Raw genomic sequence first — 13230 nt, forward strand, 5'->3', positions numbered from 1 at the left:
GAATGTTGCGGTATTCACCGCCGAGAGACCCGTCGGGATCCCCATGCCGAATTTCGTGCCCCGAAGGATCACGGCTCGTCGAACTCGCCGTCCTTGGCCCCTTCGACGAAGGCATCCCACTCCTCGGGAGTGAAGACGAGCACCGGGCCGTCCGGATCGGCACCGTTGCGCATCCCGATGTATCCGTCCACGAACGCGATCTCGACGCCGGGTTCGTCCTCGTCCTCGGTGCTGGTGATCCACTCCGCGTTGGTGAAGTCGAGCTTGTCCCGGATGTGGGCCTTGTCGTCGATTGCTTCCTCGTTCTCGCTCACGGGATCCAGTCTATCGTCACCCGCAGTAGCCGTGTCACGACCGGCCACGAAGCAGCCGGTTCCCGGACGCATCCATCGCGAGCAACCGATGCTCCCCGAGGTGGCGGGAAACCCCAGCGAGAAATCTCGCGTCCGAGCAGGAACGGCCCGGCGCTCCCCACGGGAGGCACCGGGCCGTTCCTGCCGGAGGTGCGGCGGCACCTCCGGCAGTCATGCACGGACGTGCGTCACTTCTGAGTCCAGGACATCAGTGCCCGCAGCTTCTGACCGACCTCTTCGATCTGGTGGGCATTGCCCTCGTCCTGCAGCTTGGTGAAGTTCGGGCGACCGGCCTCGTCCTCGGCCACCCACTCCTTGGCGAAGCTGCCGTCCTGAATCTCGCCCAGAACCTTGCGCATCTCGTCCTTGACCGAGGAGTTGATGACGCGCGGACCACGGGTGAGGTCGCCGTAGGTGGCGGTGTCACTGCAGGAGTAACGCTGGCCGGCGATGCCGCCCTCCCACATCAGGTCCACGATCAGCTTGAGCTCGTGCAGCACCTCGAAGTAGGCGATCTCCGGCTGGTACCCGGCTTCGACCAGCACCTCGAACCCGGTCTGGACCAGGGCGGAGGTGCCACCACACAGCACGGACTGCTCACCGAAGAGATCGGTCTCGGTCTCTTCGGTGAAGGTGGTCTTGATGACTCCCGCCCGGGCGCCGCCGATCCCGGCCGCGTAGGACAGCGCCAGCGCCTGCCCGTTTCCGGACGGGTCCTGCTCGACGGCGATCAGGCACGGCACACCCTTACCGTCGACGAACTGCCTGCGCACGAGGTGGCCCGGTCCCTTGGGGGCGACCATCGCCACATCCACGTCGGACGGCGGCTGGATCAACCCGTAGCGGATGTTGAAGCCGTGCCCGAAGAACAGTGCATCACCGCTGCTCAGATTCGGAGCGATGTCGTCGGCATAGATCTGGCGCTGCTTGGTGTCCGGAGCCAGGACCATGATGAGATCGGCCTCGGCGGCCGCCTCGCTCGGAGTGACCACGCGCAGACCCTCGTCGGCGGCCTTGGCACGGGACTTCGAGTCCTCGCGGAGTCCAATGCGGACATCCACACCGGAATCGCGCAGGCTCAGTGCATGCGCGTGGCCCTGGCTGCCGTAGCCGATGATCGCGACCTTGCGGCCCTGTACCAGCCCCAGGTCCGCATCGGCCTCGTAGAAGATCTCGGAGCTCATCGCTGTTTCGTTCCTTTCCCTGTGAATGATCCCTGTGAGTGATCCCTGTGAGTGATCCCTGTGCATGGGCGCAGTCGTGGGGTCTACCGCACCGCGGTGGCGGTGATGGACCGCGGCCCGCGGCCGATCGCGACCATCCCGGACTGCACCATCTCGCGGACGCCGTAGGGCTCCAGCATCCGCAGCAGCGCATCGAGCTTGTCGACATCGCCGGTGGCCTCGATGGTCAGCGCCTCCGGCGAGACGTCGACGACCTTGGCGCGGAACAGTTGCACGGTCTCCAGCACCTGACTGCGCACCGAGGAGTCGGCGCGCACCTTGACCAGGAGAATCTCTCGCTGCACCGAGGCCTCGGACTCCAGCTCGACGATCTTGATGACGTTGATCAGCTTGTTGAGCTGCTTGGTGACCTGCTCCAGCGGCTGATCCTCGACCGAGACGACGATCGTCATCCTGGAGATCTCCGGATGCTCGGTCGGCCCCACCGCCAGGGATTCGATGTTGAAGCTGCGGCGGGAGAACAGGCCGGAAACCCGTGCGAGAACCCCCGGCACGTTTTCCACCAGCACACTCAGCGTGTGTCGGCTCATCGGCGCGCTCACTCCTCGTCGTCGTCGAACAGCGGGCGGATACCGCGCGCCGCCATGATCTCGTCGTTACCGGTGCCCGCGGCCACCATCGGCCACACCTGGGCGTCCTTGCCCACCACGAAGTCGATCACGACCGGTCGGTCGTTGATCTCCATTGCCTGCCGGATGACGCTGTCGACGTCCTCACCGGACTCGCACCGCAGACCCGCACAGCCGAGCGCCTCGGCGAGCATCGTGAAATCCGGGATGCGGTGTTTGTGGGTACCGAGGTCACTGTGTGAATAACGCTCGGCATAAAACAGGTTCTGCCACTGACGGACCATACCCAGGTTGCCGTTGTTGATGACCGCGACCTTGATGGGGATGCCCTCGATGGCACAGGTGGCCAGTTCCTGGTTGGTCATCTGGAAGCACCCGTCACCGTCGATGGCCCAGACCTGCCGATCCTGTGCACCGGCCTTGGCCCCCATCGCGGCGGGCACCGCGTAGCCCATCGTGCCCAGTCCGCCGGAGTTGAGCCAGCTACGTGGGCGCTCGTAGCCGATGAATTGCGCCGCCCACATCTGGTGCTGGCCGACGCCTGCGGTGTAGAGCGCCTCCGGCCCGGCCAGTTTACCGAGACGCTCGATGACGTACTCCGGCGAGAGGCTGCCGTCGGCAGGCCAGTCGTAGCCCAGCGGAAAGGTCTCGCGCCAACCGTTGAGCTGGTTCCACCACGGCGCGAGATCGGCCGTGCCGTGCTCGCCGGAGGCCGTGGCGACAGCCTCGACCAGGTCGGCGATCACGTCCTTGCAGTCGCCGACGATCGGCACGTCGGCAGTGCGGTTCTTGGAGATCTCCGCCGGGTCGATATCGGCGTGCACGATCTTGGCGTCCGGGGCAAAAGTCGACAGCTGGCCGGTGACGCGGTCGTCGAAACGCGTTCCCAGCGCGATCAGCAGATCGGAGCGCTGCATCGCGGCGACCGCGGCGACCGTTCCGTGCATCCCCGGCATCCCGAGCTGCAGCGGATGCGAGTCCGGGAACGCGCCCCGCGCCATCAGCGTCGTCACCACCGGGATGCCGGTGCTTTCGGCCAACCGCTTCAGTTCCTCGGAGGCCTCCGCCTTGAGCACGCCGCCACCGGTGTAGAGCACCGGGCGCTGTGCGGAGGTGATGAGCTTGGCGGCCTCCCGCACCTGCTTACCGTGCGGCTTGCTGGTGGGCCGGTAGCCGGGCAACCGCGTCTCCGGTGGCCAGGCGAAGGAGGTCGTCGTCTGCTGCACATCCTTCGGGATGTCCACCAGCACGGGTCCCGGGCGGCCACTGGAGGCGATGTGAAAGGCCTCGGCGATGATGCGGGGAATCTCCGCGGGATCGGTCACCAGGAAGTTGTGCTTGGTCACCGGCAGAGTGATGCCGCAGATGTCGGCTTCCTGGAAGGCGTCCGTACCGATCATGCCGCGTGCGGTCTGGCCGGTGATCGCCACCACCGGAACCGAATCCATCTGAGCATCGGCCAGCGCGGTGACCAGATTCGTCGCACCGGGTCCCGATGTGGCCATGCACACACCTGTCCTTCCGGTGGCCTGTGCGTAACCGGTGGCGGCATGACCGGCGCCCTGTTCGTGGCGAACCAGGACATGGCGCACCTGCGCCGAGTCCAGCAGGGGATCGTAGGAGGGAAGGATCGTGCCACCGGGAATACCGAACACGACCTCACAGCCCACGGACTCCAGTGAGCGCACCAGCGACTGCGCGCCGGTCATCTTCACCGATGCGCCGCTGGGCGGAGCGGGCTTGGGACTGTGTCCCGGCGATGCGGCCGGAACCGGATTCTGCCTGGTGTGGGCACTGGTCATCGGGTCTGCCTCGTGGTCGATGATGTGGGCCGGGCACGAAAAAACCCCCGCCGGCCACACAAGGCCGCACGAGGGTTGGCGCGTCGACGCTGCGAACTTCCTAGGCGTCGACGCGCCGGGGAAGTACGAGAATGTCGTTGATTCGCAGCATGGCATGGATGCTAGCCGCAGAAGCATCGCGACGTCAAACCCACGAGACGATCTTCTCGCATCATGGACACGTTCGGGCGAACCGCGAGAGGGAACGGCGAGCGCGGGCCGCGCATGTGCCCACCGCTCGCGCAGGTGAGAGCATCGAGGAGTGAGCGAGTCTTCAGCAGAAACCGGCCGGTCCGGCACGGAGGCAGCAGACCCCACCGGCAGCACGGTGGACCACGAGGATTCCGGTGGGGTCCGGGGGAGGACGCCCACGCTGCCGGATCGGTTGACGTTTCGGATCACGCCACTGGCCATCGTCGGCGTACTCACCGTGGCGGTGTGTATCTCCCCCGCCGCAGCCGCCGCTCCTTGGCTGCTGTGGCTCTACCTCCTGCCGGTGGGCCTACTCGTCTGGATACTGCGTATGCGGACCACCGTCGACTCCACCGGGCTCACGGCACGCAACGTGGTGCGAAAGTCCCGGATCGGTTGGGGCGACCTGCAATCGCTTCGGGTCAACGAGCGGCGGTGGGTGCGCGCAGTACTGCATTCCCACCGGGAGGTACGGCTCCCGGCCGTACGTGTCCGCGACCTGTCCCGCCTTGCCGCGATGAGCGGTGGTCGCCTCTCCGATCCCGCAGCCGAAACCGAGTCCGAATGAGCAGCGGCGGCCATCCTCGTGACGGATATCTCCGCCGAACCGCGCCGCCTTGCCGCCTCCTGTCGCCACGTCCCTCCCGGCACGGCCGTACCACCACGGCCGTACCACCACGGCCGTGGTGCTGCCAGCGGCAGCCGGGCACCGTGGGCTCACTCCGCGTTCACGAGCGCACCGATAGAGTCGATCCTGTGGCAGCCTCGTCGCCCTCGCCCCGGCCTTCGCACGGTGCCGTCCGTCGCGGAAGGCTGCTGGGTGCTGCATTGATCGCGGGCACCCTCGTGGCGGGCTGCGCACAGTTTCCCGACGATCACTCGGGCACATGGCACGAGCAGCCTTCCCTCAAACCGCAGGCCGGGCCGCAGCCCCACATCGAGGGCCGAACTCCCCCACCCCCACGCTCGAGCAGCCCCGGAAAACCGCCACCACCTCCCCAGGGCTGCGAGGACCCCGACCCCGCCGTCGTGGCCACCTGCCTGGAACCGGTGGGGGCACTCGTGGTGCTGCCCCGGGGGCAGGGTGTGCTGGTCGGCGAGCGCGAGACCGGCAGGGTCCTGCATGTACGGGAAGACCGGGAACCGGTGGAGATCGCACACATCCCCGTGGAGCCCGTAGGTGGCGGGGGACTGACAGGTCTCGCGCTGTCCCCGAGTTATGCCGAGGACCAACTGGTCTATGCCTATGTCACGACCCCGACCGACAACCGGGTCGTGCGGATCGCGGCCGGAGACCCTCCTGAGCCGATCCTGGCCGGTATTCCCCGGGGGCCGACCGGCAACTCGGGAGCGATCACCACCGACGGCAAGGGAGCACTCCTCGTCGCCACAGGTGACGCCGGCTCACCGGACAAGGCAGCCGACGCCACCTCCCTGGCAGGCAAGGTGCTGCGTATCAATGCGTTCGGGCAACCCGCCGCGGGCAATCCCACTCCCGGATCACCGATCGTCTCCTCCGGTCTGACCGCACCCGGCGGCTTGTGTGCCGCCCCCCGGGGAGCGGCCTACTGGGTGACCGATCACGGCAGCGATCCGGAAGCCCTGTATCGGGTCCAGCCGGGCCAACCCCTCGGAACCCCCGACTGGACCTGGCAGGACCGTCCCGGCGTATCCGGCTGCGCGACAGCCCCGGGGATGGTCGTGGTCGCGCTGTCCGACGTCCCGGCGGTGTACACCATGCGTCCCACCCCGCAGGGAGGATTCAGCGGACAGCCGCAGAAGGCGATGGTCGACACCTACGGCCGGTTCTCCGCAGCTGCGCTCGGTCCGAAGGGCCTGCTCTGGCTGGGCACGGTGAACCGGGACGGCGGAAACCCGGTCTCCAGCGACGACCGGGTCATCCGCGTCAAACCCCCGGCGGGGAGCACCGCAGGCAAGGACTGAGGTACCTCCGGTTGATCTCGGTGGCCTCGGAAGTTCCGCCGAAAACTTCGGAGTCTCCGCACGCCCCGGTCACTGGCCGCAGGCGGCGAGGACGAGTTCCCGGACGCGTTTGGCGTCGGCCTGGCCCTGTGTGGCCTTCATGACCGCTCCGACGACCGCCCCGGCGGCCTGCACCTTGCCACCGCGGATCTTCTCGGCAACGTCCGGCTGCGCCGCCAGCGCCTCGTCCACGGCGGCCTGCAGCGAGGAGTCGTCGGAGACGACCTCGATCCCCTCGGCCGCCACGACCTCGTCCGGGTCGCCGCGGCCTGCGAGCACGCCGTCGACGACCTGACGCGCCAGCTTGTGGGTCAGCTTGCCCTCGGAGACCAGCTCGATCACCCGCGCCACCTGCTGCGGAGTGATCGACAGCGCACCGAGTTCGACGCCGCGCTCATTGGCCTGCTGACTCAGATAGGCCACCCACCACGACCGCGCCTCGGCAGGCGATGCCCCGGCGTCCACGGTCGCCGCGACCAGGTCCAGCGCCCCCGCGTTGACCAGGTCACGCAACTCCTCATCGGAGAGCTGCCATTCCTGCTGCACACGCCCGCGGCGCTCCCACGGCAGTTCGGGCAGTGTCTCGCGCAGTTGCTCGACCCACGCACGGGACGGAGCGATCGGCACCAGGTCGGGTTCCGGGAAGTAGCGGTAGTCCTCCGCGGTCTCCTTGGGGCGGCCCGCCGAGGTCGATGCCGTGGACTCGTCGAAGTGCCGGGTCTCCTGCACGATGGCACCGCCGGAGGCAAGCACTCCGCCGTGCCGCCGCATCTCGTAGCGCACCGCCCGCTCGACGCTGCGCAACGAGTTGACGTTCTTGGTCTCGGTCCGCGTGCCGAACTCCGCCGATCCCTTCGGCGTCAACGAGACGTTGGCGTCACACCGCAGCGACCCCTGGTCCATGCGCACGTCGGAGACCTGCATGGAGCGCAGCAGATCGCGGAGCGCGGTGACATAGGCGCGCGCCACTTCCGGTGCACGGGATCCGGCGCCGACGATCGGCTTGGTGACGATTTCGATCAGTGGCACGCCGGCCCGGTTGTAGTCCATCAGGGTGTGCTCGGCACCGTGGATGCGGCCTGCGGAACCACCGACGTGCAGTGACTTGCCGGTGTCCTCCTCCATGTGGGCGCGCTCGATCTCCACCCGGAAGGTCTCACCGTCATCGAGCACGACGTCGAGGTAGCCGTCGAAGACGATCGGCTCGTCGTACTGCGAGGTCTGGAAGTTCTTCGGCATGTCCGGATAGAAGTAGTTCTTCCGAGCGAACCGGCACCACTCGGCGACCCGGCAGTTCAGGGCGAGTCCGATCCGGATCGCCGACTCCACCGCCGTGCCGTTGACCACCGGGAGCGCGCCGGGCATGCCGAGACACACCGGGCACACCTGAGTGTTGGGGTCGGCACCGAAGTCGGTGGCGCAACCGCAGAACATCTTCGTGGCGGTGGACAGCTCGACGTGCACCTCGAGCCCGAGCACCGGATCGAAACGCTCGAGGACCTCGTCGTAGTCCATGATCTCGGCGACAGCCGTCACTGCTCGTCCTCCCCCGTGCGCAGGGCCCGCACGGCCAGTGCGGTGCCGGTGATGATGCCGAGCGCGGTGATCACCGCATCGGCCATGGCCAGCCGGTCGCTGTTCTGCCGCGCCTCTCGAATCCTGCTGCGCAAACCAACCGCCGAGGTCACCTGGGAAGCCACCAGCATGGCTCCCTTGATCTTCGAATTCATCACGCCACCTCCAGCTGCGGGACACGGTCGATCAGCGCGCCGCCCTGGGCGGCGTCGCGGGCGGCCTCGTAGGCCGCACCGACACGATAGAGCCGGTCGTCCGCCAATGCCGGGGCCATGATCTGCAGGCCCACCGGCAATCCGTCCTCGTCCGACAACCCGCTCGGCACGCTCATGGAGGCGTTACCGGCCAGATTCGACGGGATGGTGCACAGGTCGGCGAGATACATCGCCATCGGATCGTCGACCCGCTCACCGATCCGGAACGCCGTCGTCGGCGTCGTCGGCGAGACCAGGACGTCCACCTTCTCGAACGCCGCGGTGAAATCCCGTGTGATCAGTGTACGAACCTTCTGCGCCTGGCCGTAGTAGGCGTCGTAGTACCCCGACGACAGCGCGTAGGTGCCGAGCATGATGCGGCGCTTGACCTCGGGACCGAACCCGGCCTCGCGAGTCAGCGACATCACCTCCTCGGCGCTGTGGACACCGTCGTCGCCCACGCGCAAGCCGTAGCGCATCGCGTCGAACCGGGCGAGGTTCGAGGAGCACTCGCTCGGCGCGATCAGGTAATAGGCACCGAGTCCGTAGTCGAAGTGCGGGCAGGAGACCTCCACGACCTCGGCGCCCAGCGCGGTGAGCTGGTCCACGGCCGCCTGGAACGAACGCTGCACACCGTCCTGGTAGCCCTCACCGCCGAGCTCGCGCACCACACCGACGCGCATGCCCCGCAGGTCACCTGCCGCACCCGCACGCGCGGCGGCGACCACCTGCGGAACCGGCGCGTTGACGGAGGTCGAATCCATCGGATCGTGCCCGGCGATGACCTCGTGCAGCAGTGCCGCGTCCAGCACCGTCCGGCCACACGGGCCCGCCTGGTCCAGCGAAGAGGAAAAGGCGACCAGCCCGTAGCGCGACACGCCTCCGTAGGTGGGTTTCACACCGACCGTGCCGGTCACCGCACCCGGCTGACGAATCGATCCGCCCGTGTCGGTGCCGATGGCCAACGGCGCCTCGAATGCCGCCAGCGCGGCAGCGGAGCCACCACCGGAACCACCCGGAACACGGTCGAGGTCCCACGGGTTGCGGGTCGTCCCGTAAGCGGAGTTCTCGGTGGAGGAACCCATCGCGAACTCGTCCATGTTCGTCTTACCGAGGACGACGACACCCGCCTCGCGCAACCGCTGCGTGACGGTGGCGTCATAGGGCGGCGTCCAGTCCTCCAGCATTTTCGAGCCGCACGTGGTCGGCATGTCGCTGGTGACCAGCACGTCCTTGAGCGCCAGTGGCACCCCGGCCAGCTCCGAAGCGGCACGACCTGCCGCACGATCCTCGTCGGCCCGGCGAGCAGCGGCCAGTGCACCGTCATCGTCGACGTGCAAAAACGCGTGCACGGCCGGGTCGACAGCGGCGATGCGGTCCAGATGTGCCCGGGTCACCTCGACCGAGGAGACCTCACCGGAGGCGAGCTTCGCGGCGATTTCGGCGGCGGTGAGACCGGTGAGCGCGGCAGTGTCGGTGTGCCCGGACGGGTGCCCGCCGGATCCGGATGCGGTCGAAGTCATCACGCCTCCTCGTTGAGAATCCTGGGCACCCGGAACCGGTTCTGCTCGGTCGCCGGTGCGCTGCTCAGCGCCTGCTCACGCGAGAGCCCGGGCCGGACCACGTCCTCGCGGAAGACATTGGTCACCGGAACGGCGTGCGATGTGGGCGGGATGTCCTCGGCGGCAACCTCCCCCACGCGGGCCACCGAATCCAGGATCACATCCAGCTGACCTGCGAAGGTGTCGAGTTCCGATTCGGTAACGGCCAACCTGGCCAGGCCGGCGAGGTGGGACACCTCGTCACGGGAGATCGTGGGCACTGCGCGGGCTCCCTGCTCGTTTTTTCGATGCCATGGTCACGACCCAGCGTGGGCGCTCGCCGACGTGGGCACTGCCCAGCATGGGTACCACCGAGTCTATGGGGACTGCTCATCGACTCCGACGGGTGGTCTTGCGCCTCGGCCCGGCCGAATGGGCGGTGCACGTGCACGCGAAGTCCGCTGCGCAGATGGCGGTATCACCGATCCGGTGCCGTGTCTGCCACAATTTGGCTGGCCTGCTCCTCGCACGGCGGCCGGCAGTGCCTGCCCGTGCGCCCCGATGAGCGCGGACGGCAAGGTGCCGCGCACGAAGCTGGAGGCGTGGAATCCGGTGTCCTTTCTGATCCGGGTGCAGATCCCGGACCGCCCGGGGACGCTCGGGGCGGTGGCCAGCGCACTGGGCGAGATCGGAGCCGACATCCTCAGCGTCGATGTCGTCGAGCGCGGCAGCGACGGGGCCGTCGACGACATGGTGGTGGAGCTGCCGTCGGGGCGGCTTCCGGATGTACTGATCACAGCCGCCGAATCCATCGATGGTGTCGAGGTCGACGCGGTACGCCCGTATGCCGGTGTGCTGGACACTCACCGTGAGCTGGAACTTGTGGAGGAGATCGCCGCCGAACCCGGGCGCGGGCTGCACCTGTTCGCCGAAGGCGTACCGAAAATCATCCGTTCGGGTTGGGCGATCGTGTTCGGGCACCGTGCGGGCGGAGTCGAACACCTCGCTGCGAGCACGTCGGCACCCAACGACGTGTATTTGGAGCTGCCCTGGCTTCCACTCCCCAGAGCGACCATTCTCGATGGGGATGATTCCTGGGTTCCCGAGACCTGGCGGGAGTTGGGCACCGAACTGGCCGCCACACCGATCGGCAAACCCGATCGGGTGCTGTTGGCAGGTCGACCGGGCGGGCCGATGTTCCGAGCCGCCGAGGTCGCGCGCCTGGCTCACCTGGCGGGCATCGTCTCCGTCGTCCTCGACAGCTGAAGGGATCACTCCAGCAGGGACTGGCACCGCAGGTCGGGAGCGATGTCGTCGAGTACGTGAAAATCACGATCGCGGTGCAGCACCACTGTCACGGTACGGATCGCCACCGCGGCGATCAAGCAATCCACTCTCGAGCGGATCGTGTGGCCTCGTCGCCTGGCTTCCCGATGGAGATCGGCTGCGGCATGAAAGTCCGTGGAAGGCTGAACTCCCATAACGGCGAAGCGGTTCATGACGGTGTCGCCCACCCCGGCACGGTGAGCTCACTCCGCGGGCAGGGCCACCTCGGCCGCCGCATCCGGCCCCTGCTCGAGAAGGACGCGGAATCCGTCCTCGTTCAGAACGGGAACGCCCAGCTGCATCGCCTTGTCGTACTTCGAACCGGGTGAGTCACCGACGACCACGAAAGCCGTCTTCTTCGACACCGAGCCCGCAGCACGGCCACCCCTGTTCATGATGTATTCCTTCGCCTCGTCCCGCGAATAGGTATTCAGCGACCCTGTTACCACAATGGACAAACCTTCGAGCGTTCGTGGCACCGACTCGTCCCGCTCGTCGGCCATGCGCACCCCCGCCGCACGCCACTTGGCGACCACATCACGGTGCCAGTCCACGGAAAACCACTCGCGTACGGCCGTCGCAATCGTGGGGCCGACACCGTCCACCGCGGCCAGTTCCTCCTCCGCGGCGGCCTCGATCCGCTCCAGCGAACCGAACTCCCTGGCCAGTGCCTGCGCCGCCGTCGGACCGACATGCCGGATCGACAGCGCGACCAGCACCCTCCACAGTGGCTGTTGCTTGGCTGATTCGAGGTTGTTGAGCAGCTTGGTTCCGTTGGCCGAGAGGGTGCCCTCCTTCGTCCGGAACAGCTGTGTCCGCAGGAGCTTGGTCTCGTCGAGCCGGAACACGTCGCCCTCATCGGTGAGTACCCCGGAGGCCAGCAGCGCCGACGCAGCCTCGTAGCCGAGCATCTCGATGTCGAAGGCTCCCCGCCCGGCCAGATGGAACAGTCGCTCGCGCAGCTGGGCTGGGCACGATCGCGTGTTCGGACAGCGGATGTCGACATCGCTCTCCTTCTGCCGGTACAGCGTCGAACCGCACTCCGGGCATTCGGTCGGCATGGCGAACTCGCGCTCACCCCCCGTACGCGCGTCGACCACCGGACCGAGCACTTCCGGAATCACGTCGCCCGCCTTGCGGATCACCACGCGATCACCGATCAGGACACCCTTGCGGCGCACTTCGTCGGAATTGTGCAGGGTCGCCATCGACACCGTGGAACCGGCCACTTTGACCGGTGCCATCACCGCGAACGGCGTGACACGGCCGGTACGACCGACGTTGACCTGAATATCGCGCAATTCGGTGGTCGCCTGTTCCGGTGGGTACTTGTAGGCGATGGACCAGCGCGGGGCGCGCGAGGTGGTGCCCAGCCTGCGTTGCAGGGACACCTCGTCGAGCTTGACCACGATGCCGTCGATCTCGTGCTCGGCATCGTGGCGATGCTCTTCCCAATAGTGCACATGGTCGACGAGTTCCTCGGCGGAGGACAGCACCACCGTGTGCTCGGACACCGGAAGCCCCCATGCCCGCAGTGCGGCGTAGGACTCGGACTGCCTGCCCGGTTCGAACCCGTCGCGCCGACCCAGCCCGTGGCAGATCAGGCGCAGCGGACGGCTCCGGCTCACCCGCGGGTCCTTCTGTCGCAGTGATCCGGCCGCGGCATTGCGGGGGTTGGCGAAGGGAGTCTTGTCCGCGTCGACGAGCGAGGCGTTGAGTTCGGCGAACTCGTCGAGCCGGAAGAACACCTCACCGCGGATCTCCACCAGCGCGGGGACCGGATACTCCGCGCCTGCGGACAGCGTTTCCGGGACTTCGCCCATCGTGCGGACATTGAGCGTGACATCCTCACCGGTGCGCCCGTCCCCTCTGGTCAGGGCTCGTTCCAGATGGCCATCCCGGTAGAGCAGGTTGATCGCCAGGCCATCGATCTTGAGCTCGCACAGATAGTGGGGAGCGGTACCGGATTCCCGGGTGACTCGCTCCACCCAGGCGCGCAGTTCCTCGATGGTGAACGCGTTGTCCAGGCTCAGCATCCGCTCCAGGTGATCCACGGCGGTGAACTCGGTGGAGAAGGTGCCGCCGACCTGCTGGGTCGGCGAGTCCGCGTGCCGCAGCGCGGGATGCTCGGATTCCATGCGCTGTAACTCGACGAACAACTCGTCGAACTCACCATCGGTGATGGTGGGCGAGTCCAACACGTAGTAGCGGAACTGATGCGCCCGGACCTCCTCGACAAGGCCCGTATAGCGTTGTCGCACCTCGGGCGCCACATCCTCCACGCCTTCGGCGCGCCGACCTGCGGCGGGATCGGTCGGCAACTCCGCCGAAGCACCGTCGTCCGCATGGGCACCCGGCACGGCGCCGTCCTGAGTGCTGCCGGAGTGAGCTGGGTCGCTGCTGGTCACATCA

The 13230-nt window shown here is 67.4% G+C and carries 12 protein-coding genes; 3 read left to right on the forward strand and 9 right to left on the reverse strand.

All coding sequences use genetic code 11. The features are described 5' to 3' along the window. Positions 1–68 precede the first annotated feature (68 nt). The 4 genes from JOF55_RS04715 to JOF55_RS04730 all read right to left on the reverse strand — a co-directional run bounded on the left by JOF55_RS04715 (position 69) and on the right by JOF55_RS04730 (position 3968). Entirely contained in the window at positions 69–314 is a 246-nt protein-coding gene (locus tag JOF55_RS04715; RefSeq protein WP_310270133.1) for a DUF397 domain-containing protein, read from the reverse strand. A 227-nt stretch (positions 315–541) separates the two neighbouring features. After that, a complete protein-coding gene (gene ilvC, locus JOF55_RS04720; protein ID WP_310270136.1) occupies positions 542–1537 on the reverse strand; it encodes a ketol-acid reductoisomerase in 996 nt (331 codons plus the stop codon). Positions 1538–1620: 83 nt separating this feature from the next. Beyond that, the gene (gene ilvN, locus JOF55_RS04725; protein ID WP_310270138.1) at positions 1621–2127 is read right to left on the reverse strand and encodes an acetolactate synthase small subunit; all 507 of its coding nucleotides are present in this window, start codon (positions 2125–2127) and stop codon (positions 1621–1623) included. An 8-nt stretch (positions 2128–2135) separates the two neighbouring features. Next, positions 2136–3968 carry an acetolactate synthase large subunit gene (locus tag JOF55_RS04730; protein ID WP_310270141.1) on the reverse strand — a complete coding sequence of 611 codons (1833 nt, stop codon included), beginning with the start codon at positions 3966–3968 and terminating at the stop codon, positions 2136–2138. Positions 3969–4269: 301 nt separating this feature from the next. Between JOF55_RS04730 and JOF55_RS04735 the strand changes: the two genes are divergently transcribed. Next, positions 4270–4767 carry a PH domain-containing protein gene (locus tag JOF55_RS04735; RefSeq protein WP_310270144.1) on the forward strand — a complete coding sequence of 166 codons (498 nt, stop codon included), beginning with the start codon at positions 4270–4272 and terminating at the stop codon, positions 4765–4767. Between the two features lie 188 nt (positions 4768–4955). After that, positions 4956–6143, forward strand: a complete 1188-nt coding sequence (locus JOF55_RS04740; RefSeq protein WP_310270147.1) for a PQQ-dependent sugar dehydrogenase — start codon at positions 4956–4958, stop codon at positions 6141–6143. 69 nt (positions 6144–6212) lie between these two features. Here the strand turns inward: JOF55_RS04740 and gatB are convergent, their stop codons facing one another. Genes gatB through gatC form a run of 4 tightly spaced genes read right to left on the reverse strand, consistent with a single transcriptional unit; the run spans position 6213 to position 9773 of the window. Beyond that, the gene (gene gatB, locus JOF55_RS04745; protein WP_310270149.1) at positions 6213–7718 is read right to left on the reverse strand and encodes an Asp-tRNA(Asn)/Glu-tRNA(Gln) amidotransferase subunit GatB; all 1506 of its coding nucleotides are present in this window, start codon (positions 7716–7718) and stop codon (positions 6213–6215) included. Further along, on the reverse strand, positions 7715–7912 hold the full coding sequence (locus tag JOF55_RS04750) for a hypothetical protein (protein WP_310270151.1): 198 nt from the start codon (positions 7910–7912) through the stop codon (positions 7715–7717). Before JOF55_RS04750 ends, gatB begins: the two co-directional genes overlap by 4 nt. Next, positions 7912–9474, reverse strand: coding sequence for an Asp-tRNA(Asn)/Glu-tRNA(Gln) amidotransferase subunit GatA (gene gatA, locus JOF55_RS04755; RefSeq protein ID WP_310270154.1), 1563 nt, complete (start codon positions 9472–9474; stop codon positions 7912–7914). The genes JOF55_RS04750 and gatA overlap by 1 nt, the downstream gene beginning before the upstream one ends. Continuing rightward, on the reverse strand, positions 9474–9773 hold the full coding sequence (gene gatC, locus JOF55_RS04760; RefSeq protein WP_310270157.1) for an Asp-tRNA(Asn)/Glu-tRNA(Gln) amidotransferase subunit GatC: 300 nt from the start codon (positions 9771–9773) through the stop codon (positions 9474–9476). Before gatC ends, gatA begins: the two co-directional genes overlap by 1 nt. Before the next feature lie 331 nt (positions 9774–10104). Here gatC and JOF55_RS04765 point away from each other — a divergent pair, with 331 nt between their 5' ends. After that, positions 10105–10758: an ACT domain-containing protein gene (locus tag JOF55_RS04765; RefSeq protein WP_374727393.1), complete on the forward strand. Its 654-nt coding sequence runs from the start codon at positions 10105–10107 to the stop codon at positions 10756–10758. A 263-nt stretch (positions 10759–11021) separates the two neighbouring features. Here JOF55_RS04765 and ligA read toward each other — a convergent pair whose 3' ends face one another. Beyond that, a complete protein-coding gene (ligA, locus tag JOF55_RS04770; RefSeq protein WP_310270163.1) occupies positions 11022–13226 on the reverse strand; it encodes an NAD-dependent DNA ligase LigA in 2205 nt (734 codons plus the stop codon). Positions 13227–13230 lie beyond the last annotated feature (4 nt).

Source organism: Haloactinomyces albus (genome assembly GCF_031458135.1).
Lineage (GTDB): Bacteria > Actinomycetota > Actinomycetes > Mycobacteriales > Pseudonocardiaceae > Haloactinomyces > Haloactinomyces albus.

Excerpts from the sequence above, each read along its gene's own strand:
- ilvC (WP_310270136.1), bottom strand. The coding sequence starts at position 1,537 with ATGAGCTCCGAGATCTTCTACGAGGCCGATGCGGACCTGGGGCTGGTA.
- ilvN (WP_310270138.1), bottom strand. The coding sequence starts at position 2,127 with ATGAGCCGACACACGCTGAGTGTGCTGGTGGAAAACGTGCCGGGGGTT.
- JOF55_RS04730 (WP_310270141.1), bottom strand. The coding sequence starts at position 3,968 with ATGACCAGTGCCCACACCAGGCAGAATCCGGTTCCGGCCGCATCGCCG.
- JOF55_RS04750 (WP_310270151.1), bottom strand. The coding sequence starts at position 7,912 with ATGAATTCGAAGATCAAGGGAGCCATGCTGGTGGCTTCCCAGGTGACC.
- gatA (WP_310270154.1), bottom strand. The coding sequence starts at position 9,474 with ATGACTTCGACCGCATCCGGATCCGGCGGGCACCCGTCCGGGCACACC.